This window comes from Arthrobacter sp. APC 3897 (assembly GCF_030407495.1).
GTDB lineage: Bacteria > Actinomycetota > Actinomycetes > Actinomycetales > Micrococcaceae > Arthrobacter_B.
Genome location: NZ_JASDDG010000003.1, coordinates 12,469 through 39,052 on the forward strand (window position 1 = coordinate 12,469; position 26,584 = coordinate 39,052).

The following is a 26,584-nucleotide window of genomic DNA, read 5'->3' on the forward strand; positions in this document are numbered from 1 at the left end:
ATCGTGCGGGCCTTACTGCTTGGGCTGGCTGACCCACTCAGCCCACGGCATGTTCCAGTCCCCGAACCCGTCCCACACGAACATGGGACCGTAACCGGTGTTCAGGACCTGGACCACGTCGCCGGCGTCGAAATTGTCGTAAATGTATTTGGCGCCCTCGGGACTCATGCCGATGCAGCCGTGCGACACGTTGGACTTGCCCAGTATCGGCTGCGCTGACGGCAGGGCTTCGTGAATGAAGGCACCGCCGTTGGAGATGCGGGAGGCGTTGTGCGCGGTGACCGGCTCGTAATAGTGCTCATCGCCGGGCTTCAAGCCGATGGATTCCGCGCGGAACGGGATGGACTCATGCTGGTCCATGATCACGTGGTAGCCGATGGTGGACGGCCAGTCCTCGTTGCCCAGCGTGACCGGGAAGGTCCTGGTGAGCTGCCCGTCGATGTACACGCGCATCATCTTGTCCGCGTTATCCACAACGGCCAGCCGGTTGTTGTGGGTGCTGAAGCTGGCGGTTTTATTGAAGTTGCCGATCATCCCGTTGCCGAAATCCACGCCCAGCAGCTTCATGTCCACGGTGATGGTGCTCTGCGGTGCCCAGAATTCTTCAGCCCGGTACCGGACCTTGGTGTCGCTGATCCAGTAGAAGGCCCCTACCTGGCCGGAGGTGGAGGTGACCGTGATGGCTTCTTCCACGGCCTGCTTGTTCAGGACCGGTTCGCTGAAGCTGAGCTCCAGCGGCTGGCCGGTGCCCACCACTGACCCGTCCTGCGGATACATGACGGCGTTGGCCTCATTGGCCGTGGAGACCGTCGTGAATTTCCGGGTTTGCGTACTGGTGTCCCCGTTGGCGTCAGCAAGGGTGAAGGTCAGGGCATAGGGAGTGTTGAAGGCCAGCGTCCCGGTGGCAGTCCAGGTGGTTCCGTCAGCGCTGAGTTCCCCGGGTACTGGTTCACCACCGGAAACCGGAGCCAGCTCTGCTGATTCCAGGGTCCCCTGCTCCACGGTGATGGCCGGTACGGAGATCGGGTTCACTTCGACGGCGTCCGCTTCGGGGGTGACAACGGCCACGGGCTCGGGAACGGCAGGTTTGGATTCCGCATCCTTCGAAGCCGGCCGGGATGACCCCGAGCCGCTGCTTTGGACGTCTTCAGCCGCGAACGAGCACGACGTGAGCGCAGTGCCTCCCCCCAGAAGGAGCGTCACTGCGAGAACGGGACCGACGATCCAGCCCCTGCGCTTTGTTCTGCCCTGTGCCATAACTGCCAACCAATGCTTCCCGGTGCTCTTTAACAAGACGTTGGAGCGACCATAGCTGCTCCTGCGCCATTTTACGGTATGGCTCAAGTCAAGGATGCCACGCCGGCTTTCTGCCCGGCCCGGGCGGGCAGCCGGCAACGGCGGCACCGGGACGCGGGAACCTAGTAGCGGTAATGCTCGGGTTTGTACGGTCCGGCAACGTCCACGCCCAGATATTCCGCCTGGCTCTTGGTCAATTCCGTGAGCTCGACGCCGAGAGCCGCCAGGTGCAGGCGCGCCACCTTTTCATCCAGTACCTTGGGCAGCACATACACCTGGTTGGCATAGCCGCCGTCCTGAGGGGGCCTGCCGTGCTTCGTGAACAACTCAATCTGCGCAATGGTCTGGTTGGCGAAGGAGTTGCTCATGACAAAGGACGGGTGGCCGGTGGCGTTGCCCAGGTTCAGCAGGCGGCCTTCGGAAAGCACAATGATGCTGCGCTGGGCGCCGGTGCCCCCGTCAAAGACCCATTCGTGCACCTGCGGCTTGATTTCCACCTTACGGATGCCGGGGGTCGCGGCGAGGCCTGCCATGTCGATCTCATTGTCGAAGTGGCCCACGTTGCCCACGATCGCCTGGTGCTTCATCCGGGCCATGTCGGAGGCCCTGATGATGTCCTTGTTGCCCGTGGCGGTGATGAAGATATCGCCCTGGTCCAGGACAGATTCCAGCTTGGCCACCTGGAAACCGTCCATTGCGGCCTGCAGTGCGCAGATCGGATCAATCTCCGTCACGATAACGCGCGCACCCTGCCCGCGGAGGGCCTCGGCGGCACCCTTGCCGACGTCACCGTAGCCGCAGATCACAGCAACCTTGCCCCCGATCAGGGTGTCGGTGGCGCGGTTCAGGCCATCCGGCAGCGAGTGCCGGATGCCGTACTTGTTGTCGAACTTGGATTTGGTGACCGAGTCATTGACGTTGATGGCGGGGAAGAGAAGCTTGTCCTCGGCAGCCAGCTGGTACAGGCGCAGGACACCGGTGGTGGTTTCCTCCGTCACGCCGCGGATGCCCTTTGCGATTTCGGTCCACTTACCGGGACTCTCCGCCAGGGAGCGGCGCAGCACGTCAAGGATGACCGTGTACTCGTAGGAGTAACCGGCGTCGCCCTCCTGCGGGTTCTCCGGCACCGCACCGGCGGCCTCGAACTCCACACCCTTGTGCAGCAGCAGCGTGGCATCGCCGCCGTCGTCCAGGATCATGTTGGGGCCGCCGGACCCCTCGGGCCAGGTGAGGATCTGCTGCGCGGTCCACCAGTACTCTTCCAGTGATTCGTTCTTCCACGCAAAAACGGGAACACCTGCCGGCTCCTCCGGGGTGCCGTTTCCCACCACCACGGCCGCGGCCGCTTCATCCTGGGTGGAGAAAATGTTGCAGGAAGCCCAGCGGACTTCGGCACCCAGCGCGGTGAGCGTTTCGATCAGTACCGCCGTCTGCACCGTCATGTGCAGGGAACCGGCAATGCGGGCTCCTGCCAACGGCCTGTCGGGGCCGTATTCGCGGCGCAGGGCCATCAGGCCGGGCATTTCGTGCTCGGCCAGGCGAATCTGGTGGCGGCCGGCTTCGGCGAGAGAGAGGTCGGCGACTTTGAAATCGAGGCTCACGCGGCGGAGTCCTTACTCCGGGGCGGGGGCTGCCGGAGCTGCAGAAGGTGCCAGCAAAACGGGGATGCCTTCTTCAAGCACGTAATGGACGAGGTTGCCGTCTGCATCGGGGGCGGTGGAAACCAGCCCTGTGTCATCCTGCTCCAGTGCGGAGCCGGTCACGGGACAGCGCAAAACCGCCATCAGATCGGCAGTGAGTTTAACCATGGACTGCAGCACTCCCTTGGAGACGTTGATGCTGTGCCCAAGAGCAGGACACAGCGCTGGCCCCCAGACTATCCCTTGAGGACGCGGCAGTGCAGGGGTCAGCCTTCTTCGCGCAGGACCCGGAGGTGGGAGCGCCGGGCGCCCGGGGCTTCCGCCGGGGGTTCCAGGGTGTTCCTGCCGGCCCGTTTGGACGGCTCAGCCTGAGGATTGCCGGCGGCTTCACGCACGGCATCCACGATGGCTGACAGCTCATCGCGGCTGGGGGTGCGCGGCTGGCCCGCGAGATCCAGGCGGACCACTTCCCATCCCAGCGGCGCCGTCAGCCGGGCGGCGTGCGCTTCGCACAAATCGTAACAATGAGGTTCGGCGTACGTTGCCAGCGGTCCCAGCACCGCAGTGGAATCGGCGTACACATACGTCAGGGTGGCAACAGCTGCCTCTCGGCACGCTGATCTTGAGCACAGTCTTAAGGATTCCACGGAGGATCACTTTACCGGCCGGGGGCAGCGGCAGCGGACAGGCTCGCCGGGAGACCGGGATCCATTAACAGTGCCTCCCGGCGGGTACAGCGGTTACAGTACTTGTATGTCCACCGGACCAACTCTCAGGGTGAATCTCGGCCCCGGCGAAGAGCCGTCCGGGAACGGGCCGGATGACGCCGTTTTCTCCGGGCCGGCTGCGGCGCGTCCATTCCGGCTCAGGCGCCGCAACCGGCACGGACGCGGCCTGCGCGGTGAGCTTATTCCCGCACATTTGGCGGGTTTCCGCTCCCGTTCGGAGCGCTTCGACACCTGGGTGATGGAGTCCGCCCAGCGCCTGGAAAGGCTGTGGGGCGAGAGCATCCAGTCCTATCAGTTTGTGGTGCAGGACATCCCTCCGGGGCTGGAAGAAATCGCAGCGGAGCACGGGCACATTCCCTTCGGCGCAGGCGCACCCGCAGCGGGGCCAAAGCCGGCCGTCATCACCGTCTACCGGCATCCGATTGAATCCGCCGCCCGCGGCCTGGTGCCGGTCAGCGAACTGATCCACGACGTCGTGGTGGAACAGCTGGCGACGCTCATTGGGATGGATCCCGAAATCGTGGACCCCACCTACGGCCGTTTCCGTCCGCTGTAGCCGGCGCCGAGCAGCCGGGCCGGCTTAGTAGCCCAGACTCACCGGGACCGAGGTGCCGCCAATGTTCCCCTTGGGCAGCGGCAGCACCGAAACGCCGCTATTCTTCCCGGTAAGAACCTGCGCACCGTACACCGGCTCACCGGTGGTGCTGATCAGCACGGCCGCAAGATCCGTTCCGACTCTCTGCGCCGGAATATTGACCGTGGACCCCTCCGGCACGGGGATGATCTGTTCATCGGCAAGACTGCCGTCCCCGGCAACGCCGGTCAGCCGCACCTCAGCGGCACCGGCGGGGGCAGCAAAACTCAGCACGGAGGCAATGTCTGCCGGCAGCACCGCCAAATGTTCATTGCCCAGGCGCTCTCCCGACGGCGTGACCGCCAGGTCCACCGCCGTGTCGGGCTTGCTGCCGCGGCTGGAAACGGTGCCGGCAACCACCGACACGTCGGCCGTGACCTCAACCGAGTAGGTACCTTCGGGCAGCGAGTCCAGGGGCAGCTGCCCCACGCTGCCGGCGGGAACGGTGAAAACTCCGCCGCCCGGCAGGGAAACGTCTCCGTCCTCACCCAGTACCCGCACCGACACCACGCCGTTGGTACTGCCGGGAACCGCCACCTGGAGCACCGGGGACGCTGATTCGTACCCCCGCTTGGCCGTCAGTGCCTTGGTGGCTGCGGGGCTCTGGATGCGGACACCGCTGATGACCTGCTGCGGCGACGCAGCGGCTGACGGCTGGATGAGCTCCACACCTCCGGGTGTCACTCCGCGCAGGACGCTCTGCTGCACCAGTGCGGTGACCGGTCCGCCGGAGCTGCGTACCCGGACGGCCAGTCCGGGATCATTCGCCGCCACTCCGGCCAGGACAATCGCCTTGGTTTCCCCGGGCGGCACCAGAATCCCGCGTGTTCCGGTTCCTTCCACCCGTCCCTGGGAGCCGTACACCTCCAGATCGGCCGCGGCCGGGCTTTCCGACGGATTGGTCAGGCGCAGCACGGCGGTGGCACCCACCGTAGTGCGTGCACCGAGGATCCACATGTCGTTGCCCGGGGCCTGGCAGTTGGCCGCGGCCAGGCCGGCAAGGTCGCCGTCCTCTGCGGAGAAGCCGACGACGGCGTTGGCGGTAGCCTGCAGGGTGCCCGAGGGCTCGGCGCTGAGGACCGTGGCGCCGGTGACCAACTCGTTGGCCAGCACGCCGGCGCTTCGCACTCCGGCCAGGGGCTGCTCTTCCGGGGCGTCGTCTGCGATGGTTTTCAGCACGCTCGTCCCGTCAGCCTCCAGCAGCGACGACGCCGGAACCGGATTTCCTGCGCCACTCAGCACCACCGCACTCAGGGTGGTCCTGGCGGACCCGGACACCGGGCTGAACTGGGGATCAGTTCCCGCAACGGCACCGGAAAGCAGCCGAAGCGGCTCCGGGCAGACAGCTGTCAGCGGTCCAGCCGGCACATCAGCCGCGGCACTTTCCACGGTTCTTCCCGCGCTGCCGGATTCAACGGCCCCGGAACCGGCCACCACCGCCGTTGCAGCGGCAAGGATCAGCACGGCAGACCCCGCGGTGACGGCCTGACGACGGTGCCGCTGCCTCCGCACCCGGGTTTCGGCCCGGCCGCTTTGCCCGGACGGGACAGCGGTTCCGGCCTGCGCTGCGTCACCCCCGGACGGCTCCGAAGCTGCGCTAACCGGAGCCCCGGCAGCGGCAGCAGCGTCGCTGCCTGCCTGCTTCCGCGCCCGGCGGCCCGGGGATTCGTTCCTGCGGCTCATCAGCGCTGCCCTTCCCTGACGCCGGGTTTCCCCGCGGCGTTGAGTTCCTCTGTCTCCGGCTGCACAACGGCGCCGGCTGCTGCGGCCCTGGACGGTTCCGCCGGCACCGGGGCGGCACCGGAATCTGCGTCGGCGCCGTCACCGGAAGTGCTGCTCCCGTTAGCCGCTTCAGCCGGTGCGCGCCGGCGCGGAAGCTGCCGGCCGGGCAGCCGGACCGTGCCTTTACGGGAACGGGTGGGCAGCGCCAGGAGCACTGTCAGGGCAATAACCAGGACCTGGAGTGCACCAAGCCAGGGTTCCCAGACGGTGTCATAACGGATTTCCAGGTCCCCGCCCTCGGCAGGGAGGGTCCAGGCCTGCGCCCAGTTGTCCCCGGCCGGTTTCAGCGGCGTCCCGTTCAGGGTTGCCTGCCAGCCCGGGTCGGAGCGTTCAGCCAGGACAAGGGTCCGGCCTGCAGCTCCTGCGGGGACGGCAGTACGCACATCGGCAGCACCGGAGGGAACCACGGATTCCACGGAACCGTCTGCGGACATGATGCGGACCCGGGCGGTGTCCTCGGACAACTCCTCGGTTCCCTGCTCATCAAGCTGGCCGACAACCCGCCAGAGCCAGCCCGAACCGGTCTGCCCCACCGGCGCGAGGCCCGGCACGGAATCCATCTTTCCCGCCAACAGCTCCGCGGAGGTGTCTGATTGTTGAAGGACCACGTATCCCACGCCAAGACGGACCAGCTCAGCGCGGGGATCCACTCCGGTCCCGGCAGTGATGATGGCCACGGCGCGGCGCACGTCTGCGGCGGCGTCGTCGTCGGCGGCGAGTTCCTCGGCGTTGACCTCCCCCGTGATCGTGCGGGCTGCGTAAATGGCGGACAAGCTGTCCATCGTGGTGCCGCCGTGGCGCATCACTGCCGCCGTGACGTCGTCGTTGACGTCTGTCCGCAGCACCAGGGTGCGGGTGCGCTCGTCGCTGCTGCCCTTGTCCGCAGCAGTGGCGGGCAGCGTGCGTTCCGCCGCGGGTGCTACCAGCGGCTGCGCGCCGTGCACGCCGTTGATGCCGCCGGCGGTGGTGGACCCGGTGGCCAGCGGACCACTCCACAGGGCCAGTCCCGCTGCCGGCCCCAGGGCCAGGATGATCCCCAGCAGGACGGCTGCCGGACGGAGAGATTTCCGGGGACTCCCGGCTGCGGGGGAATCCCGGGCGGCCCGGCGGTTAAGCAGCGTGTTGCCCGCCAGCAGCGCAGCACACAACTGCAGGAAAACGGCTGCTGACACCAGCGGGCCGGGGAAGGGCGTCACCAGCCTGCCCGGAGCCGCCCCCGTGGCGACGAAGGCGGAGAGCCAGCTGAGGACAAGTGCAGCAAGGCTCAGGATCCAGGCCAGGCGGGCCAGCGCCGTGCGGGGACCGGCAAACAGGGCGGCGGCGGACAGCAGCAGCACCGGGGCGCCAAGAACCAGAGCCAGCACCAGCGGCCAGGGACCGGCCGGCAGGAAGGTCAGGAGGGGAAGCTCTCCACCGGCGTCAAAGCTGAGGGGGAAGCCGAGCAGCTGCTGCCACAGTGCGGCCGCATCGAAACCCAGGGGTACTCCCGGGTCCGCAAGGAGAGCACGGGGACGGTCCAGGGTGGAGACTGCCAGGGGCAGGAGCAGTGCAGCGGCCGGTATCAGGGACCACCACAGGGTGCGGGCACGGCGGCCCACCCGCAGGGAGACCACCAGCACCGTCAGGGCGGCCAGGACAAACAGCGTGGGCGCAGACGCGGTGACAACCGCCAGCAGCAGGCCGGCAGCACCGGCAGCCGCCCAGCTGGATTCCTTGCCGGTCCACTGAACAGGCGTGCCCGGAAGAATCAACCGGTCGGTGTCGGCGACGTTGCGCGGCGCCGTTCCCACAGCACGCAGCATTGCCAGCACCAGCAGCGGCAGGAGGATGTGCGCAATGAGCGCTCCGAGCCGCCCTTCACCCAGCGCCGCCAGGAGCGCTGGGGTGCTGCCCCAGAACATTGCCGCCCAAAAACGCAGGCCGCGGTGGCGGGTCAGTGCCCCGGCTGCACACCAGGCGCTGAGTCCGGCCAGCGGCATGGCCGTCAGCACCAGGGTGACGACGGCGATGTTGGTGTATCCGAGTCCGGCGGCACCGAGCAGCCAGAGGACGTAGTCAAAGGGGTCGCCGTGGCCCGGGTAGCCGGAGCCCAGATCGATCCACCAGGACGAAGCGTTGGCCCAAATCTCGTTGAGGCTGCCGGAGAGCGGCAGCAGGGATCCGCCGGCCAGCGCAGACGCCCCGGCATAGCGGTAGAGCCCGGTCAGTGACGCGGCGAGCAGCAGCAGCGCTGCTGCGACGGCTCCGGTTCCTCCCCAGGCACGGGACGGAGCGGCCAGGGCCGCGAAATCATGGTTGGAATCCCCGCTGGGTTCCAGGGAAACTGCTGCCGGGGCGGTTCCGGCAGGTGCCGCAGAACCGGGCGGCTGGATCCCGCGGGCCGCTGCGTCGTCGGCGAAGAGTGCCGGTTCAGCTTCAAAGAGTGACCTGCGGTGTTCGCGTACTTCCCGCCGCCGGGTGCGCAGGGCGCGGACCGCGCTGCGCGGCCGGGTCCGGGTGGCTGCGGCGGCGCGGCGGGACCGGTACAGATCCACCGGACGCAGGACAGCGGCGATGCTGGCTGCGAGGGCACCAAAGGCATAAGCGGGGTCTTTTGCGAGCATCCCCAGGAACAGCCGGGCGAACCCGCCAAGGACTGCCCCCACCGCCAGGAACGGCAGCTGCCACACGGGTGCATGTTTGAGCCGCAGGAAGATTTCGGCCCGGCGGGCGGCGGCCGCGGTTGCTGCGTGATTGGGCCGGCGTCCCGCGTGGCGCATCTTCGCTGCGGGGACGACGACGACGCGGTGGCCGGCCAGGCGGTTGCGCCAGCACAAATCAACGTCGTCACCGGTGCCGGGCAGCGCCGGGTCAAAGCCGCCCAGGGCTTCCCAGACATCCCGCCGCACCAGCATGCCGGCAGAGTTCACGGCGAAAAAGTCGCTGCGCGCGTTGTACTGGCCCTGATCCAGCTCATCGGCGTCAATCAGCGTGAGACGTTCGGCCCAGCGGCTGACGGAGACGCCAACGTCCACGAGCAGCCGCTCGTTGTCCCAGTCCACCTGCTTGGCTCCGGCAATAGTGACCGAGGGTGCCCGTTCCACGGCCAGAAGCAGTTCTTCAAGGGCGTCGGGGGCGGGCTCGGAGTCATCATGGAGCAGCCACAGCCAGTCCACGGTTTCGGCGGGAGAATCAGGGGCCGACAGGGCGCTTAACCCCGCCTGCACGGCAGCACCGAAACCGGATTTCGCCGGAGCCTCGGTAATGGTGGCTCCGGCGGGCAGGCCGCTGCGCAGCAGGGACAGGGAGTTGTCGGTGGATCCGGTGTCAACGCCGACGAAAAGATCAGCCGGCCGGGTTTGCCCGGCGAGGGCGGTGAGTGTTTCGGGGAGGTACAGAGCGCCGTTGTGGGACACCACAACGGCGCAAACGCGAACGTGCGAGGGAATTAGACTGCCTGCTTCCGAAGCCGGCGGCGTTCGCGCTCGGACAGACCGCCCCAGATGCCGAACCTCTCATCATTGGCCAGCGCATATTCCAGGCACTGGGACCGTACGTTGCAGGCAGCGCATACTTTTTTGGCGTCCCGTGTGGAACCGCCCTTTTCCGGAAAGAAGGCTTCCGGGTCCGTCTGGGCGCAGAGGGCGTCGGACTGCCAGCCGAGTTCGCCCTCGTCGTAGTCGCTCAGCCCGGGCAGGCCAATCCAGACCGGCCGCGTGTCCTTCTCTGCCGGAGGGGAGAACAGCGCGACGGGCGGGTCGAGGAGTTCTGTTTCCTCGGTGTCCGGGGCGAGGGCTTCATGGGCGGCGAGGAAGGCCGTTGCCTGGTCCTCCAGGCCTGCGGTGTCCTGGCGGTAGCGCTCAGCGGCCCCCGGGTCCGCGGGGTCCACGTACCAATCCACGGGTACGCCGCGGGCGCCGTAGCTAGCGGATGCCTGAGCGGCGATGGACTGGTCGTGCGTGTATTCTGCCTGCCCCATGGAGGTCCTCCCGGTGTTATTGTCCCTGCAACGGATCTTTGAGCCCTGCGCGGCACAATCAGCCTGCTCGGAATGCATCTTGGTGGTGTAATGCCGGAACAAATCCGATACCTAATTACACGCGTGTAATACGTTGCCGTCAAGCCGTTTCGGCATCCTATAGAGTCAACACCTCAGAACCCGTGCACGCCACGCCCGGATTTTCGGCCCGATCGGCGGCGCGTCGCCCTTGCACTGTCCCGCAGAGAATCTTTTTCTCTCCCGGTTTCGGGCGGAAATCAGCCCGGGCCGGCGGACGCTGTCCCCGTACTCTACAGAAAAGAGCCCCCATGCCCGCCAATATTTCAGTTCCGGCAATACTGTCCACCCTGCGCACGAGCCAGGCAACCTCTCCCGCGCTGACCTGGTACGGCCCGGACTCGGAGCGGATTGAGCTATCCGGCAAGGTGCTGGACAACTGGGTCGCCAAAACGTCCAATCTGCTGGTGGACGAGCTCGACGCCGAACCCGGGATCCGGGTGTCTCTTGACCTTCCGGTGCACTGGAAAACGCTGGTGTGGGCTCTTGCAGCGTGGCAGACAGGATGCACGGTGATGCTGGGCAGCACGCCCTCCGGTGCCGCCGCCCCGGATATTACGGTGACCGCCTCGCAGGAAGCGCTGGACACGGTGGACGGAACGGCGGTGGCAGTGGACCTGGGAGCGCTGGCGCTGCGGTTCTCCGGCGCCCTCCCCGCCGCGGCGGTGGACTATGCGGCAGAGGTCCGCAGCTACGCGGACACCTACATGGCCGGCGATGAGGCGGGCGAGGAGTACACGGCGCTGCACAGTTCGCAGGGGGCCGGCCTGACCTGGACTTACGGCCAGCTGGCCGAATCCGCCGGCAGCGGTGCCGCGCAGACACTGCTGATTCCGGCTGCGGCGGATCTGCCGTCCGTTCTGGCCGCCTCGCTGCGGACGTGGGCTGCCGGCGGCAGCGTGGTCCTGGTTGCCGCGGACGTGGAGATTACCGAGCGGCTGCTTGCTGCGGAAAAGGTTACGGAGCGGCTGGAGGCGTAGGCTCCGCGGCCAGGCGCGGTCCGCCTGCCCCTTTGCCGGATCCCTCGGCGGGCGTGCCGGACGAACGGGCAGGCTTCCTCGTGCCGTCCTCAAGCAGTTCGTGGTCGTCTTCGAAACCGGGCTCTTCATCCAGCGTGGCGTTGAAGACCCAGAACCGGTAGGCGAAGAACCGAAGGATGGTGGCTACGCCAATACCGACAACGCCGGCGAAACCGAGCCACTTGGCATCGGTAATGCCCATCGGATACTGGGCAACCCAGGTGAAACCGCTGGAGATGACGATGCCCACGCCGTTGATGATCAGGAACAGGACCAGTTCGCGGGTCACGTTGTTCTGGCGGCGGCGCCGGAAGGTCCAGAACCGGTTGGCCACCCAGGAAAACAGGGTTGCCGCGGAGGCACTGATGAGCCGCGCCTTGGTGGCGCTTCCCTCCAGGACACCGTGGTAGAGCAGCCACCACAGGCCGTTGTCCACCACAAAGGCGAATGCGCCAACGGTGCCGAACTTCGCTACTTCCCGCCAGAACAACGAGGCAAGGCCCCTGATGCGCGCAGACAGTGATGAAAACATGATCCTCCGAGGCCGTTGGTGCGCCGCCGGCCGGGATTGCCGAAGCTGGACACAATACTCCGCTGCACGTGGAAAGAGGCAGACGGTAAGTAACGATATTACCCCCGTAGTGTGGGAGTTCCCTGAGGGCACGGCCGCGCACCCGCCCGGTGAAAAGGAATTGTGGTCTCTTTTCGGTAACCTTGGGTGGTGAGCTTTCCTATTATTGGCGTCGTCGGCGGTGGCCAGCTGGCCCGGATGATGGCCCCCGCAGCAGTGGCCCTTGGTTTCGAACTACGCGTTCTGGCTGAGGGGCCGGACGTTTCCGCCGTACCCGCCGTGGTCCGTTCCACGGTCGGCGACTACACCGATCTGGAAACGCTGAGCGCGTTCGCTTCCGGGGTGGACGTCCTGACCTTTGACCATGAACACGTCCCGGGAGAGCACCTGCGCGCCCTTGCCGCTGCAGGCGTCAACGTGCAGCCCTCCCCCGAAGCCCTCATTCACGCCCAGGACAAACTCGTGATGCGGGCTGCCATTGACCGCCTGGGCCTGCCCAATCCGCGCTGGGCACCGGTGTCCGGCGTCGCCGACCTGGTGGATTTCGGTAAGGCCGCCGGCTGGCCCGTGGTGCTGAAGACCCCGCGCGGAGGCTATGACGGTAAAGGCGTGCGGATCATCAACGACGTCGACGGCGCCGCCGCAGCCGCAGACTGGTTCACCGGCGAACCGCTGCTCGCCGAAGAGAAAGTTCCCTTCAGCCGTGAACTGTCCGCACTGGTGGCCCGGACCCCGCAGGGCAGCTCCCTGCCGTGGCCCGTAGTGCACTCCATCCAGGTGGACGGCGTCTGCGACGAAGTCATTGCCCCGGCCCAGGAGCTGGACTCCCGGGTGGCAGCGGCCGCACAGGACGCTGCACTGCGGATTGCCGATGAACTCGGCGTGACCGGCGTGATGGCCGTGGAACTGTTCGAAACACCCGGACAGGGTGCCGGATTCCTGATCAATGAATTGGCAATGCGCCCGCACAATTCAGGGCACTGGACCATGGACGGGTCCGTCACCGGACAGTTCGAACAGCATCTGCGGGCCGTCCTGGACCTCCCGCTGGGCGCCACTGATGTCCTGGGCGGCGTCGTCGTCATGAAGAACTACCTGGGCGGCACCAATCTGGACCTCTTCAGCAGCTATGCTCAGGCACTGGCTGCCGAACCGGCGGCAAAAATCCACAACTACGGCAAGTCGGTCCGGCCGGGCCGCAAGGTTGGACATGTCAACGTGGTGGGCCGCAGCGCTGCGGACCTGCCCCGGGTGCGCCGCAGCGCTGAACGTGCTGCAGCCATCCTGCGTGACGGCACCGATTCCTTGAAGGAGAACTAAATGACCAGCCGCGACACCCCCCTGGTAGGACTTGTCATGGGCTCTGACTCCGACTGGCCCGTCATGGATGCAGCAGCTGCTGCCCTTGCCGAGTTCGGGATTCCGTATGAGGCCGACGTCGTATCCGCCCACCGGATGCCCACGGAAATGATTGAGTACGGCCAGCAGGCACACCGCCGCGGGCTTCGGGTCATCATCGCCGGCGCCGGCGGCGCAGCCCACCTGCCCGGCATGCTTGCGGCCGTCACGCCCCTTCCGGTCATTGGTGTTCCCGTTCCGCTGAAGTACCTCGACGGCATGGATTCCCTGCTGTCCATCGTGCAGATGCCCGCCGGTGTTCCGGTGGCCACCGTCTCCATCGGCGGAGCCCGCAACGCCGGGCTCCTGGCCGTGCGGATGCTCGCTGCCGGCACGGACCCGCTGGCTGCCAACCTGCAGCAGCAGCTGCTGGAGTTCGCGGCCGGACTGCGCCAGACTGCCCTGGCGAAGGGTGCCAACCTGCGCACCTCAGTCACCGGCAGCGACTAGGCCCCCGCGCATGGATTCGAGGGACAGAGAGAATGACGGCGCCGGGCTGCTGACGGATCCGGTGCGGAATCCGCAGTCGGCCCCGCCGCACACCCGCACCAAACGAGCGTTCATCCTGCTTTTGCTCACTCTGGTGCTGCCCGGATCCGCACAGGTGGTGGCCGGAAACCGCCGGCTGGGCAGGCGGGCCCTGCAGGTGACATTCGCGGTCTGGGCCCTGGTCATTGCGGCGCTGGTGCTGGCGCTGACCAACCGCATCATGCTGGTGAACATCGTCACCAACGGCTGGACGTCCTTTGTCCTGATGCTGGTCCTGGGACTGCTGGCGGTGGGCTGGGCCCTGCTGTTCCTGAATACTCTGCGCATTATTCGCCCGCCGCTGCTGGAACGGCGGATGCGTCCGGTGATCGCCGGACTTTTGACCCTCCTGGTTGTGGGGACCAGCGGAGGATTGGCTTACACCGCCTACATGCTCAACGTCGGCCGCCACGCGGTGGGCAGCATCTTCGCTTCCGGACCGTCGCTTGATCCGGTGGACGGCCGCTACAACTTCATGCTGATGGGCGGCGACGCCGGCGAGGACAGGACAGGCCTGCGCCCGGACAGCATGTCCGTGATCAGCGTGGATGCCAAGACCGGCAAGTCCATTACCTTCAGCCTTCCCCGGAACTTCCAGAATGCTCCGTTCCCTGCCGATTCGCCGCTGGCCGAGGTGTACCCGGAGGGCTACAACTGTGGTGACGAGTGCATCCTGAACAGCCTGTACCAGAACGTGATGGAGAACTATCCGGACCTCTACCCGGAATCCTCGGACCCGGGCGCCGAGGCCATGATGGATGCGGCCTCCGGCATTCTGGACCTGGAGGTCCAGGCCTACGTGATCGTGGACATGGAGGGCTTCTCCAAACTGATTGACGCCATGGGCGGCATCACCATTGACGTTGGCGGCTGGGTTCCGATCACCGCCGGGGAAATCCCCGGCACCAACCGGCACTATCCCCCGGACGGCTGGATTGCCCCGGGCACCCAAAAGATGGACGGCTACACGGCGCTCTGGTACGCCCGGTCGCGGGAGTTTGTCACCGACTACCACCGGATTGCCCGGCAGCAGTGCGTGCAGCAGGCCATGGTTGCCCAATTGGATCCCGCCACGCTGCTGACCCGTTTCCAGGCCATTGCCTCCGCCGGGGAGCAGATCGTCAAGACCGACCTTCCGCAGGACCAGCTCGGCAGTTTCCTTGATCTTGCACTCAAGGCCAAGGGCCAGCCGATGGAGCGCCTGACCATCGGACCGCCCGACTTCGGCACTGCCGCGGACAACTTCGTCACTTACCCGGACTTTGACCGGATTCATGCCGCCGTGGAGCGGATGATCTCCGGGCAGAGCGCGGAACCGGAACCGGCTGCACCCGCCGAAGAACCCGCCGAGGCTCCGGCAGGGGAAGCTCCTGCAGAGGAAGCACCGGCCGGGGAAGCACCTGCTGATGACAGCGGTGCCGCAGAACCGGAGACCGGCACTGACACCGGCGCCGAAATCGGCACGGAAACCGGTCCGGCAGCGGATCTGGGAACCGGGGACGCCGAGCAGCCCGAGATCACCGAGGAGTATCTGCAGTATCTGGCGGAAATCCAGGATGATGCCACTTTGGGAACCCTGCTCAGCAACAATGGGAACTGCAGCCCCGGATAGCACTGCCACACCTCATCACCGCTGAAAAGAGAACCATGTACCTGCTGAACAACACCCTCCGGCCCTATGCCTGGGGTTCGGTAACCGCCATGGCGGAGCTTTTTGGCCGGGAGCCCTCCGGCGAACCGGAAGCTGAACTGTGGATCGGCGCCCACCCGGGGGCGCCGTCGGCCCTGGTGCCGCCGGTGCCGGAGGCACAGACCCTTGACGAGCTGATCGCTGCTGATCCGCAGCAGATGCTGGGCCGGGAGACGGCGCAGGCCTACGGCGGGGTCCTGCCCTTCCTCGCCAAGGTCCTGGCCGCGGGATCGCCGCTGTCGCTGCAGGTCCATCCCACCAGGGACCAGGCCGAGGCCGGTTTTGCCGCCGAGGAGGCCGCCGGGCTGGACCGCGGGGCTTCGGACCGCAACTACAAGGACCAGAACCACAAGCCGGAAATGATCTTCGCGCTGACGCCGTTTGAAGCACTCTGCGGCTTCCGCGAACCGGACGAGGCGGCGGATATCTTCCGGACTGTTGTCCGCGCGGTGTCCGCGCAGAAGAGTGCGGTTCCGGATCTGCTCACCTGGACCGTCAATGAGCTCTCCAGCGGGCATCCAGCACCGGAGAGGCTGCAGCGTGTCTTCCGGGCCCTGATCGAGGGCGGCGAAGAGGTGCGTGAAGCGGTCCGTCTCTCGGCCGCGGCCCTTGAAGCCGCCGGCACCGGAGACGGTGCCGCAGCGTCCGGCTCCGCAGACAAAGAATCAGTGCCGTATGCCAGGGAACTGGCAACGGCCGTGGAGCTGAACGCCTTCTATCCCGGCGACCCCGGGGTGCTGCTGTCCCTGCTGCTGAACCGCGCCTCCCTGCAGCCCGGCGAGGCCGTGTATCTTCCTGCGGGCAACGTCCATGCCTATCTCAGCGGCCTCGGCATTGAGGTCATGGCGTCCTCGGACAATGTGCTGCGCGGCGGACTGACGCCCAAGCACGTGGACGTAGGGGAACTGCTCAAGACGGTGGATTTCCGGCCGCTGGGCATCCCCGCCCTGAAACCGGAGTTCACCCAGATGGGTCAGGAGCTCTACCGTCCCCCGTTCGCTGAGTTCATGCTGCAGCGGATCGAACTGGAACAGCGCGCGCAGGACACGGGCGAAGGCTACTCCCCCGCCGCATCCATGTCCGGCTCAGACGTGTCGGTGCTGCAAAACGGGCCTACCGTGGTGATCGTGGTCCGTGGCACCGTCGTCCTGGATTCCCCCAAGGGTGACCTGGTGCTGGAGACCGGGCAAAGCGCGTTCATTCCCGCCGCAGAAGCGCCGGTCATCGCCAAGCTGTCGGCACATTCAGCCCAGCATGACGACGGCGCACTCGCCTTTGCGGTGACAGTGGGCTCCACGGACGCGGACCTGCCCGATCCCGCGGCCCCGCGCCTGGACATCTAGCGGCTCAGGCTGATCCTTCGGGCAGATAACGGCCCAAAGCACGCCTGCGCGAATCGGCAAACCCCGTTCCCGCCCGCCGAGTGTACACACGACGCCGCTCCGGCCGACTCATTCCGGCACGACGTCGACACTCGGCGGCCGTAATGGGCACGACGTCGACACTCGACGGGGAAAAACCTACCGGCGGACCCGGGCCTTGGCCGCGCCGGCCAGTCCGCGCAGCTTCCGCAGGCCGTTCTTGGCCAGCGGCAGGGCCGTGGTGAACACCGGGTACAGCGGAGAGAGCGGCTTGTCCCAGGTCCCGGCCAGCTGGTTCTCGTGCTTGGCCCAGCCCATCTTGAACTTGGAAACGCCGTCATTAAGCAGACCGTTGAAGTCATAGCGGATGATGCCGCGTTCCTTCATCTCCCGGACCGCGTGCCACTTCAGCGCATAGTTGGCACGCAGATGCTCACCCTCTTCGGTCATGCCGCCGTAGAGCTCAAACGAGGTGTAGCCGCTGGTGGACAGCCACAGGAAAGCGACAACGTCGTTGCCGCTGAACGCTGCGTAAACCGGCGAATCCTCGCCCAGGTTGTCGAAGATATCCAGGTAGTAGCCGTCTTCGTGGATCCCGAAGCCGGCACGCTCGGCGGTCTGCTTGTACACGGCCAGGCACCGGGGAATCTCGTCCCGGGTGACCCGGCGGTATTCCAGGGCCTCGCGGCCGGACTTGCGGATGTACTGGCGATGCTTCTTGGACATGTCCGCGAGCAGCTCATCTTCGGTGCGGGACAAATCCAGGATCAGGGTGCGGCCGATGAGGATGGTGTTGGCTGAGGGCCGGAAGCCTGCAGCGGGCAGACCGGCGGTCATTTCGCCGCCGGCATCCCAGTCAGGCTCAATGCTCAGGGCCACCGGGCCGTGGGCTGCCTTAACGTAGTCGCTGACGGTCCCGAGGATTTCCAGCTCGCGGCCGGGTACGGACTGCGGTCCGCGCGGAATGTAGGCAAGCGCCTTGAACGGGAACGGCAGCCGGCGCAGCAGCACCTGCGCGGCGCCCACCACCTTGCCGCCGTCGTCCTCGATCAGCAGCCGGTCCACGCTCCAGTTGTGTTCAGCCTTCGTCTTGCCCCAGCCCCACAACTGCTGCGGATGTCCGTTGAAGCTGTTGACGGCTTCATTCCAGCGGACGGAATCGGAACAGGGTGTAACGCGCAGTGTCATGCTTTCCAGCCTACCGGGGGTTGCCGAAGCTCCCGGCGCGCCTCCCCTGTGGTCCCAGCCACTTGTTACGCTCGAATATGACTACTTCTCCCTCCGGCACCCGTTCCCAGGTCTCCGCCCCGCGAGGAAATGATCTCGCCCGACAGCTAACGGTCACTGTTTGTTACGTCATCTGCATTGTTGGTTCAGTCATCGGCGTGGGCGTTTTCGGCGGCACGCCCATCGCCGAAGCGGCCGGCGGCGCGCTGAACGCCGACGCCACGTATCTGGCCCCGGCCAGCGGCGCGTTCTCCATTTGGTCAGTGATTTACACCGGCCTCGGCGCGTACACGATCTGGCAGTGGCTGCCGTCCCAGCGCTCCTCCGCCCGGCAGCGTTCGCTGGGCTGGCTGGTCGCTGCCACGCTGCTCCTGAACGCCGCCTGGATCCTGACCGTCCAGGCCGGATGGGTGGCCGTCAGCGTCCTGGTGATCGTTGCCCTGCTCGTGGTCCTCGCTGCCTGCTTCGCCCGCTACTCCCGGACACCCGCTTCCAACTGGATTGAAGCCATTGCCGTGGACGGAACCCTGGGCCTGTATCTGGGCTGGGTGGCCGTGGCCACCTGCGCCAACACGGCCGCTGCCCTGACCGACGCCGGGTTCGACGGTTTCGGGCTCGCCCCGGAAGTCTGGTCCGTCGCTATCCTGGCCGTGGTCGCAGCCGTTGCCGTGGCTCTGGCAGCCTACGGCCGCGGACGGCTGGCTCCGGCCGCTGCGCTGTCCTGGGGCCTCTCGTGGATTGCCGTGTCACGCCTCAACGGCGAACTTCTCTCCACCGGAACCGCCATTGCCGCGGTTGCCGCCGCAGTTGTCGTCGCCCTGGCCGCCATTGTGTACCGGATCATCGGACGCAACCGGATCCCCGCCGCCGCGGCATCCTCCGCCGCACACCGGTAACCGTCCGCCGTCGAACTCCTGCCTCCCGCAGGGCAGCAAAAAGCCCCGGAATTGCTTCCGGGGCTTTTTCGGTGCGCAGACGCCCGTGGCCTACTTCAGGCGGGCGTAGGACTCCCACTTGTGTGACTGGTGCTCGCCGTCCACCACGCGGATGGTGCCGGACTTGGAACGCATCACGATGGACTGCGTCAGCACGCGGTCCTTCTTGTACCGCACGCCGCGGACCAGGTCACCGTCGGTGATTCCGGTGGCCGCAAAGTAGCAGTTGTCGCTGGTGACCAGGTCATTGGTGGTCATGACGCGGTCCAGGTCGTGGCCGGCGTCGATGGCCTTCTGCTTTTCCTCATCGGAGGTGGGCCACAGCCGGCCCTGAATGACGCCGCCCAGGGTCTTGATGGCACAGGCGGTAATGATGCCTTCGGGAGTGCCGCCGATGCCCATCAGGGCGTCGACGTCGGTTCCCTCGCGGGCGGCGGCGATGCCGCCGGCAACGTCACCGTCCATCAGCATCCGGGTACGGGCACCGGCGTCGCGGATTTCCTGCACGAGCGGCTTGTGCCGGTCCCGCTCCAGGATCATCACGTTGAGCTGGTTGATCTTCTTGCCCTTGGCCTTGGCGATCAGGTGCAGGTTCTGCTTGACCGGCAGGCGCAGGTCCACCATGTCGGCGGCTTCGGGACCGGTGACCAGCTTTTCCATGTAGAACACGGCGGAGGGGTCAAACATGGTGCCGCGCTCTGCCACGGCCAGCACGGCCAGGGCGTTGTTGATGCCCAGGGCGGTCAGCCGGGTGCCGTCAATCGGGTCCACTGCAACGTCGCACAGGGCGCCCGTGCCGTCACCCACGTGCTCGCCGTTGTACAGCATGGGGGCTTCGTCTTTTTCGCCTTCACCAATCACCACAACACCGTTGAAGTGCACGGTGGAAATGAGGGAACGCATGGCGTCGACGGCGGCACCGTCGGCCGCGTTCTTGTCACCGAAGCCCACCCAGTGGCCGCCGGCAATGGCGGCTGCCTCCGTGACCCGGACCAGTTCCAGGGCCAGGTTCCGGTCCGGCTCGTCGTCGCCTACTGCCAGGGCGGGGGAAAGTGTGGAGTACTGAGCGCCTTTGGACACGTCTAACCTCATCTTCGAAATTTCGATGCGAACCGCTTGGCGTTTAAACCAAAACGGATGATCCTTGCTCCGATCATAGTCGGTGTGGTCTGCGGCACCGCCAACCGTACTGCGGATGGCCTGTTGCTTTAACCGGCCCGACTAGGAGTTGGGGGGCCGGATAAGCGATCATGGAAGGGTGAGTGAGCAGCAGCAGGACCAAGAGACGCCCGTAACCCCGGTACTAACCAAAAAGCAGGCCCAAAAGGCCAATGCCACGGTGATCGGCATGCTGATTGCCACCGGCGTTACGCTGCTGCTGGTCCTGGTTCCGGTGCTGCTGAACCCCGCCCCCAAGATGCAGATCCGCAGTGTTGACGTCAAGGCGACCGCGTTGCAGGCGGCCGGAGATGCCGGGTACGCCCCCCTGGCGCCGAACCTGCCCGACGGCTGGAGCGCCAACTACGCCCGCTGGGAAGCCTCCGGCAGTGCCGGCGTCCCCGTCTGGGAAGTGGGTTATCTCACTCCCGGCATGGAATTCATCCGCCTGTCCGAGACTTCCGCCGGGAACCCCACCTGGATTGCCCAGACCTCCGGCGATGCCAAGGTTGCCGGCGAGCGTACAGCCGGCGGACAGACCTGGGAGCTGCGGGACTCGGCGGACGGCAAGGCCAGCATGGTGCTGGAGCTGAACGGTTTAACCGTAGTCCTCACGGGCGAGGCGGACCTTGCCGAGTTTGATGTCCTCGCAGAAGCGGTAGTCAGCGACCTTAGTAACGATTAGCTGCCCGGTGCGGCGGCGGGGTTACGCTAAGACCTGTGAATGAACCCACCGCTTCAGCAATAACACCCGCCCAGGCCTGGCAGACACTGCGGGAAGGCAACGCCCGCTTCGTCGCGGGTCAGTCCTCACACCCCAACCAAGACGCGAGCAGGCGCAGCTCCCTCGTGGACCAGCAGAACCCCTTTGCCGTCATCTTCGGCTGCTCCGACTCCCGGCTCGCCGCCGAAATCATCTTCGATCTTGGCCTCGGCGACGCCTTCGTGATCCGCACAGCCGGCCAGGTGATTGACGACGCCGTCCTCGGCTCCCTGGAATACAGCGTCGCCAAGCTCGGCGTGCCGCTCATTCTGGTGCTGGGCCATGACAGCTGCGGAGCGGTGACCGAGGCCAAGCGCACGGTGGACACGGGAGAGATGCCCGGCGGGCACCTGCGCAACCTCGTGGAACGGATTACCCCCTCCGTCCTCGCCGCCCAGCGCAACGGACTCACCGAGGTCAACGACATGGTGGTGGAGCACACCAAGCAGACCGCCGCCCGGCTGGTGGAAAGTTCCTCCATTATCTCCGCAGCCGTCGAGGAGGGCCGGACCGCCGTCATCGGCGTCTCCTACCGGCTGGCCGAGGGCGCAGCGGACCTGGTCTCCGGGTACGGCGCCCTCACCCACCCCGCCGTCGTGCGCTCACCCGTTTCCTGACCTGCCGGTCCCCGGAACACGGCGCCGGGGCAGGGACACGGGCGGCGTCACCGGACGACCGCGCGTTTCTGCCCCGGCACCCTCGGATACTAGGCTTGGGACCATGACTTCTGACACTCCTGAATACCGCATCGAACATGACACCATGGGCGAGGTCCGGGTCCCGGTCAACGCCCTGTACCGCGCCCAGACCCAGCGTGCCGTCGAGAACTTCCCCATCTCGGGAAAGCCGCTGGACGACGCACACATCGAGGCCCTGGCCCGCATCAAGAAGGCGGCCGCCACCGCCAACGCCGAACTGGGAGTGCTCGACGACGAGCGCGCCAAGGCTATTGCTGCAGCAGCCGACGAGGTTGCCGCGGGCAAGCACTACGGCGAGTTCCCCATCGACGTGTTCCAGACCGGCTCCGGCACGTCCTCGAACATGAACACCAACGAGGTTCTTGCCGAACTGGCCACCCGTGCCCTGAAGGCCGCCGGCAGCGAGACCACCGTTCACCCGAACGACCACGTCAACGCCTCGCAGTCCTCCAATGACGTCTTCCCCACCTCCGTGCACGTTGCAGCAACCTCGGCCCTGATCAACAACCTGATCCCGGCCCTGGAACACCTGGCCGCCTCCCTGGAGCGCAAGGCTGAAGAGTTCAAGGACGTCGTCAAGTCCGGCCGCACCCACCTCATGGATGCCACCCCCGTAACCCTGGGCCAGGAATTCGGCGGCTACGCCGCACAGGTCCGTTACGGCATTGAGCGCGTCCAGGCCTCCCTGCCCCGCGTGGCCGAAGTTCCCCTGGGCGGCACCGCCGTCGGCACCGGCATCAACACCCCGGCCGGCTTCCCGCAGCGCGTGATCGAGCTGCTGGCTGCCGACACCGGCCTGCCGCTGACCGAGGCCCGGGACCACTTCGAGTCCCAGGCCAACCGCGACGCCCTCGTTGAGGTCTCCGGCATGCTGCGCACCATCGCTGTGTCCTTCTCCAAGATCGCCAACGACCTGCGCTGGATGGGCTCCGGCCCCAACACAGGTCTGGGCGAAATTGCCATCCCCGACCTGCAGCCGGGCTCCTCGATCATGCCGGGCAAGGTCAACCCCGTGATCTCCGAGGCCGTGATGCAGGTTGCCGCACAGGTAGTGGGCAACGACGCCGCCATCGCCTGGGCCGGCACCTTCGGCTACTTCGAGCTCAACGTCGGTATCCCCGTCATTGCCTCGAATCTGCTGGAATCGATCCGCCTGCTCGCCAACTCCTCCGTCATCATGGCGGACAAGATGATCGACGGCATCGAAGCCAACGTGGAGCGCGCCCGCTACCTCGCCGAGGCCTCCCCCTCGATCGTGACCCCGCTGAACAAGTACATCGGGTACGAGAACGCCGCCAAGATCGCCAAGTTCGCGGTCAAGGAAGGCAAGACCATCCGCCAGGCCGTCGTCGAACTCGGTTTCGTCGAGCGCGGCGAGGTCACGGAGGAACAGCTGGATGCTGCCCTCGACGTCCTCTCCATGACGAAGCCGCCGCAGGCCTAGTTGCGCAGGTTCACTTCAGTTACACCGCCCGTCATCCGGTTTCCTGCGGATGACGGGCGGCAGCAGGGCATCCGGTCAACAAGCCGGATGCCCTGCTGCGTTTCCCCGCCCCCGGCCTGAATTGCACTCTGGCGCTCGGGGTGCAAATATTTACTCCGTGATGAATAGTGCAACAACCAGCGCAGCCTCCGACGGCGGCGGCCTGCGCGAACGCAAGCGCACAGCCACCAAGCTCGCCATCATTACCGCGGCCCGCATCCTGACCGCCGAGCGCGGGTTTTCGGGCTACACCGTGGAGGAGCTTTGCGAGAAGGTCGGTATCTCCCGGCGCACATTCTTCAACTACTTTCCCGCCAAGGAAGATGCCGTTCTCGGTTCACCGGCGGATGAAATCCCTGCCGACCTGGCAGAGGAGTTTATCGCCGGGGGCGCGGCCTCGGACCCGGGCACCATTTCCCCCACCCTGCTGTCCGACTTCGTGGATTTCGCCACGGCCATGATGGACCGCATGGTCATGTCCCGGGACCAGATGGTCTCGCTGAAACTGGCGGTCGCCGCCGAACCCCGCCTGCTCGAAAAGGTCATGCGGGGCTCCCACGAGGCCGAGGAAGCGTTCGGCGCCCTCCTGTCGGCACGGGAAGGACTTTCACCGGCCGACCCGAGGATCCAAGCTGCCCTCTCCCTCTTCACAGCCCTGGCCCAGCGTGCCGGACCGGCGTTCTTTGAACCCGGAAACACCCGCTCCTACCGCGAGATACTCTCCGAGGCCGCCGGTGCCACGCTCGAAGTACTTTCCGCCGTTACCCCCCTGTCCCGCTCCTCATCCAAGGATCCTTCATGACCGCCACCGACACGCAGGGCACCGCGCCGCTGCTGTTGACCCAGAAACGCATCTGGATCATCTTCTCCGCGCTGATCGCAGGCATGCTGCTTTCCAGCCTCGACCAAACCATCGTGTCCACCGCCATGCCCACCATCGTGGGCGAACTTGGCGGCGTCGAACACCAGACCTGGATCACCACCGCCTATCTGCTGGCCACCACCATCGTGATGCCGATCTACGGCAAGTTCGGTGACGTGCTGGGCCGGCGCAATCTTTTCCTCTTTGCCATTGCCCTGTTTACGCTGGCGTCCGTCGGCTGTGCCTTTGCCACTGATTTCTGGGGCTTCGTGATTTTCCGTGCCATCCAGGGCCTGGGCGGCGGCGGCCTGATGATCCTGTCCCAGGCAATCATCGCGGACATCGTGCCAGCCAATGAGCGCGGCAAATACCTCGGCCCGCTCGGCGGCATCTTTGGCCTCTCCGCCGTCGCCGGACCCCTGCTCGGCGGCTTCTTCGTGGACCACATGACCTGGCAGTGGGCGTTCTACATCAACATTCCGATTGGCATCATCGCCTTCCTGGTGGCGTTCTTCACCCTCACCCTGCCGAACAAGAAGGCCACCAAGCCCATCGATATCGGCGGCGTCGTGTTCCTCTCCGTCGCCACCACCTGCCTGATCTTCTTCACCGACTTCGGCGGCCGCGATGACCACGGCTGGACGGATCCGCTGACGCTGGCCTTCGGCGCCGGCATGCTGGCTGCTGCCCTCATCTTTGTGATGATTGAGCGCCGGGTCGAGGACCCGATCATCCCGCTGAGCCTGTTCAAGAACCCCATCTTTGTGAATGCCACCGCTATTGGCTTCACCCTGGGCATGGGCATGTTCGCTGCGCTGGCTTTCGTGCCCACCTTCCTGCAGATGTCCACCGGCACCTCCGCAGCCGTGTCCGGGCTGCTGATGCTTCCGATGATGGTGGGCCTCATGGGCACCTCCATCTACTCCGGTCTGGCCATCACCAGGACCGGCACGTACAAGAAGTATCCGATTATGGGCGCCGTGCTGGTGATCGCCGCCATGCTGTGGATGACCACGCTGTCAGCCGAAACCCCGGTCTGGATCATCTGCGCCCAGCTGTTCGTTTTCGGTGCCGGCCTGGGTTACATCATGCAGGTGGTGGTCCTGGTGGTGCAGAACTCCGTGCCCGTGGACCAGATCGGTACGGCAACCTCCAGCAACAACTATTTCCGCGAGGTGGGTGCATCCCTGGGTGTGGCAATTTTCGGCGCCATGTTTACCTCCCGGCTGGCGGAAAACCTGAACGAAACCTTCACTGCTTCCGGGCTGGACGCGTCCGCCGCGGGCGAGGCCACTGCCACCCTGCAGCCCGCGGTGCTGGAAACCCTGCCGGAACCGCTGCGCGAAGGGATTGTGACCGCCTACGCCGATTCCCTGGCCCCGGTGTTCTGGTACCTCATCCCGTTCCTGGTCATCGCCCTGGTGCTGGCCCTGTTCCTGAAGCAGATCCCGCTCTCCGACGTGGCCGGCATGGTTGCCCGCGGTGAAGCCGTGGGCGGCGCCGAGGCGGACCGGCTTGAAGCCGAACGCCTGGCGAATTTGCAGGGCAAGCCTGCGGCCGCGTCGGATCCGGTCCCGTCGGATCCGGCCCCGTCGGATGCCCGCCCGTCAGACACCGAGCCGCGGAACCCTCACGCCGGCTAGACCGCCCGGTACGATACAGAACCGCGTTGGCCCCTGCTTCCCCAGGGATGCAGGGGCCAACCGCGTCCGCACCGTCTTCGCCTTGCCTACCGCTCGAACGCGGGGACGCCGTCGGCCTTCAGCGCCAGGTCCAGCAGCATGAGGTGCCGTTCGCTGAGCTCCGGCAGGTCGCCCAGGGCAAACCAGCCGACGTCAGTGGATTCGTCGTCATTCACCCTCGCCTCGCCGCTGACATAGCGGCAGCGGAATCCCACGTTCAGGAAGGTGCAGGCATCTCCGTTGGGAAAAGTGATGGGACCGTGGGAGCCCACATGGATCATGTGCTCGATTTCCGCAGTGACACCGGTTTCCTCCTGGATTTCCCGCAGGGTGCCGGCGGCGGGTTCCTCCCCGGGCTCAAGCATTCCGGTGACCAGGGTCCAGCGGCCGTTGTCGGTCCGGCGAACCAGCAGCACCTGGCGCTCCCCGTTCAGGACCACGCCGGTGATTCCGGGCAGCCACAGGAGTTCATGACCGATTTTTTCGCGCAGGGACAGGACAAAATCTGGCGTAGGCATTGTTCTACTGTAGGCCAGGCAGGGCCATGGCCAGCGCGGCCCCGGCGAGCATGAACGGTCCGAAAGCGATGGAACTTTTCGCCGTTCCACGCTTGGAGAGGATCAGCCACACCCCCCACAGGCCGCCCAGGAGGAACGCGGCAAACGTCCCGGCCAGGACGTGCCCCCAGCTCAGGAAGCCCAGCCACAGTCCCAGGACGCCCGCCAGTTTCACATCACCGAACCCCAGCCCGGAGGGACTGGCGAACCGGAGCAGGAAGTACGCGCTCCACAGTACGGCGCCGGCCAGCACCATCCCGGGGATCCGGGATTCTTCACCTGCGGCAAGGGCTGCGGCGCCCAGCAGGACGGCCGTCACCGGATAAGCCGGGAGAACAATCCGGTTCGGCAGGCGGTGCGTGGCCGCATCTATGGCAGCAAGCCGCACCGCCAGCACCACGAAGTACACGGCCGCTGCGCACAACAGCCAGAAACCGGCTCCGCCCAGCAACCGGTATTCCCCCAGAATCCCCACCATAGGCCCCACCGTACGCCAACATCCCCGCAGCCGGTCCGGTCCCGTCCCCGTCTGTGGA

The 26,584-nt window shown here is 66.2% G+C and carries 24 protein-coding genes; 12 read left to right on the forward strand and 12 right to left on the reverse strand.

All coding sequences use genetic code 11. The annotated features are described in order from the left end of the window. Positions 1-12: 12 nt before the first annotated feature. From QMA10_RS02295 to QMA10_RS02310, 4 genes are all read right to left on the reverse strand, one after another. The gene (locus tag QMA10_RS02295; protein ID WP_290165779.1) at positions 13-1,257 is read right to left on the reverse strand and encodes an Ig-like domain-containing protein; all 1,245 of its coding nucleotides are present in this window, start codon (positions 1,255-1,257) and stop codon (positions 13-15) included. A gap of 161 nt (positions 1,258-1,418) precedes the next feature. Then, positions 1,419-2,897, reverse strand: a complete 1,479-nt coding sequence (gene ahcY, locus QMA10_RS02300) for an adenosylhomocysteinase (protein WP_290165781.1) — start codon at positions 2,895-2,897, stop codon at positions 1,419-1,421. 12 nt (positions 2,898-2,909) lie between these two features. Next, positions 2,910-3,104: a hypothetical protein gene (locus QMA10_RS02305; protein ID WP_290165783.1), complete on the reverse strand. Its 195-nt coding sequence runs from the start codon at positions 3,102-3,104 to the stop codon at positions 2,910-2,912. Between the two features lie 98 nt (positions 3,105-3,202). Next, positions 3,203-3,583, reverse strand: a complete 381-nt coding sequence (locus tag QMA10_RS02310; RefSeq protein WP_290165785.1) for a DUF3499 domain-containing protein — start codon at positions 3,581-3,583, stop codon at positions 3,203-3,205. A gap of 106 nt (positions 3,584-3,689) precedes the next feature. On the opposite strand from QMA10_RS02310, the gene QMA10_RS02315 reads away from it, so the two are divergent. Further along, the gene (locus QMA10_RS02315; protein WP_290165787.1) at positions 3,690-4,220 is read left to right on the forward strand and encodes a metallopeptidase family protein; all 531 of its coding nucleotides are present in this window, start codon (positions 3,690-3,692) and stop codon (positions 4,218-4,220) included. A 24-nt stretch (positions 4,221-4,244) separates the two neighbouring features. On the opposite strand, the gene QMA10_RS02320 is transcribed toward QMA10_RS02315, so the two are convergent. From QMA10_RS02320 to QMA10_RS02330, 3 genes are read right to left on the reverse strand one after another with little or no spacing between them, the layout of a single operon-like run. Further along, positions 4,245-5,981, reverse strand: coding sequence for a DUF5719 family protein (locus tag QMA10_RS02320; RefSeq protein ID WP_290165789.1), 1,737 nt, complete (start codon positions 5,979-5,981; stop codon positions 4,245-4,247). Next, entirely contained in the window at positions 5,981-9,478 is a 3,498-nt protein-coding gene (locus QMA10_RS02325; RefSeq protein ID WP_290165791.1) for a glycosyltransferase family 2 protein, read from the reverse strand. Before QMA10_RS02325 ends, QMA10_RS02320 begins: the two co-directional genes overlap by 1 nt. A 29-nt stretch (positions 9,479-9,507) precedes the next feature. Further along, complete coding sequence (locus QMA10_RS02330) at positions 9,508-10,038, reverse strand: WhiB family transcriptional regulator (protein WP_290165793.1); 531 nt, start codon at positions 10,036-10,038, stop codon at positions 9,508-9,510. A 329-nt stretch (positions 10,039-10,367) separates the two neighbouring features. Between QMA10_RS02330 and QMA10_RS02335 the strand changes: the two genes are divergently transcribed. Further along, positions 10,368-11,096: a TIGR03089 family protein gene (locus tag QMA10_RS02335; RefSeq protein WP_290165795.1), complete on the forward strand. Its 729-nt coding sequence runs from the start codon at positions 10,368-10,370 to the stop codon at positions 11,094-11,096. On the opposite strand, the gene QMA10_RS02340 is transcribed toward QMA10_RS02335, so the two are convergent. Next, positions 11,074-11,667 carry a GtrA family protein gene (locus tag QMA10_RS02340; RefSeq protein ID WP_290165796.1) on the reverse strand — a complete coding sequence of 198 codons (594 nt, stop codon included), beginning with the start codon at positions 11,665-11,667 and terminating at the stop codon, positions 11,074-11,076. The two genes, QMA10_RS02335 and QMA10_RS02340, sit on opposite strands and share 23 nt — an antisense overlap. A 237-nt stretch (positions 11,668-11,904) precedes the next feature. Between QMA10_RS02340 and QMA10_RS02345 the strand changes: the two genes are divergently transcribed. Genes QMA10_RS02345 through manA form a run of 4 tightly spaced genes read left to right on the forward strand, consistent with a single transcriptional unit; the run spans position 11,905 to position 16,665 of the window. Beyond that, a complete protein-coding gene (locus tag QMA10_RS02345; RefSeq protein ID WP_290166095.1) occupies positions 11,905-13,026 on the forward strand; it encodes a 5-(carboxyamino)imidazole ribonucleotide synthase in 1,122 nt (373 codons plus the stop codon). After that, positions 13,027-13,554: a 5-(carboxyamino)imidazole ribonucleotide mutase gene (gene purE / locus QMA10_RS02350; RefSeq protein ID WP_290165797.1), complete on the forward strand. Its 528-nt coding sequence runs from the start codon at positions 13,027-13,029 to the stop codon at positions 13,552-13,554. Positions 13,555-13,564: 10 nt separating this feature from the next. Next, entirely contained in the window at positions 13,565-15,244 is a 1,680-nt protein-coding gene (locus QMA10_RS02355; protein ID WP_290165799.1) for an LCP family protein, read from the forward strand. Positions 15,245-15,279: 35 nt separating this feature from the next. Further along, complete coding sequence (gene manA, locus QMA10_RS02360; protein ID WP_290165801.1) at positions 15,280-16,665, forward strand: mannose-6-phosphate isomerase, class I; 1,386 nt, start codon at positions 15,280-15,282, stop codon at positions 16,663-16,665. A 177-nt stretch (positions 16,666-16,842) separates the two neighbouring features. Here manA and QMA10_RS02365 read toward each other — a convergent pair whose 3' ends face one another. Then, a complete protein-coding gene (locus QMA10_RS02365) occupies positions 16,843-17,871 on the reverse strand; it encodes a peptidoglycan bridge formation glycyltransferase FemA/FemB family protein (RefSeq protein ID WP_290165803.1) in 1,029 nt (342 codons plus the stop codon). Between the two features lie 77 nt (positions 17,872-17,948). On the opposite strand from QMA10_RS02365, the gene QMA10_RS02370 reads away from it, so the two are divergent. Further along, positions 17,949-18,806 carry a tryptophan-rich sensory protein gene (locus QMA10_RS02370; protein WP_290165805.1) on the forward strand — a complete coding sequence of 286 codons (858 nt, stop codon included), beginning with the start codon at positions 17,949-17,951 and terminating at the stop codon, positions 18,804-18,806. Positions 18,807-18,896: 90 nt separating this feature from the next. Here QMA10_RS02370 and glpX read toward each other — a convergent pair whose 3' ends face one another. Further along, the gene (gene glpX, locus QMA10_RS02375) at positions 18,897-19,937 is read right to left on the reverse strand and encodes a class II fructose-bisphosphatase (protein WP_290165807.1); all 1,041 of its coding nucleotides are present in this window, start codon (positions 19,935-19,937) and stop codon (positions 18,897-18,899) included. A 166-nt stretch (positions 19,938-20,103) separates the two neighbouring features. Between glpX and QMA10_RS02380 the strand changes: the two genes are divergently transcribed. From QMA10_RS02380 to QMA10_RS02400, 5 genes are all read left to right on the forward strand, one after another. Continuing rightward, positions 20,104-20,688 carry a DUF4245 domain-containing protein gene (locus QMA10_RS02380; RefSeq protein ID WP_290165809.1) on the forward strand — a complete coding sequence of 195 codons (585 nt, stop codon included), beginning with the start codon at positions 20,104-20,106 and terminating at the stop codon, positions 20,686-20,688. 35 nt (positions 20,689-20,723) lie between these two features. After that, positions 20,724-21,383, forward strand: coding sequence for a carbonic anhydrase (locus QMA10_RS02385; RefSeq protein WP_290165811.1), 660 nt, complete (start codon positions 20,724-20,726; stop codon positions 21,381-21,383). A 103-nt stretch (positions 21,384-21,486) separates the two neighbouring features. Beyond that, positions 21,487-22,908: a class II fumarate hydratase gene (locus QMA10_RS02390; RefSeq protein ID WP_290165813.1), complete on the forward strand. Its 1,422-nt coding sequence runs from the start codon at positions 21,487-21,489 to the stop codon at positions 22,906-22,908. Positions 22,909-23,068: 160 nt separating this feature from the next. Beyond that, entirely contained in the window at positions 23,069-23,749 is a 681-nt protein-coding gene (locus tag QMA10_RS02395) for a TetR/AcrR family transcriptional regulator (RefSeq protein ID WP_290165814.1), read from the forward strand. After that, positions 23,746-25,452, forward strand: a complete 1,707-nt coding sequence (locus QMA10_RS02400) for an MDR family MFS transporter (protein WP_290165815.1) — start codon at positions 23,746-23,748, stop codon at positions 25,450-25,452. Before QMA10_RS02395 ends, QMA10_RS02400 begins: the two co-directional genes overlap by 4 nt. Before the next feature lie 86 nt (positions 25,453-25,538). Here QMA10_RS02400 and QMA10_RS02405 read toward each other — a convergent pair whose 3' ends face one another. Next, entirely contained in the window at positions 25,539-26,009 is a 471-nt protein-coding gene (locus tag QMA10_RS02405) for an NUDIX domain-containing protein (RefSeq protein ID WP_290165816.1), read from the reverse strand. 4 nt (positions 26,010-26,013) lie between these two features. Next, a complete protein-coding gene (locus QMA10_RS02410) occupies positions 26,014-26,526 on the reverse strand; it encodes an A24 family peptidase (RefSeq protein ID WP_290165817.1) in 513 nt (170 codons plus the stop codon). Between the last annotated feature and the right edge of the window lie 58 nt (positions 26,527-26,584).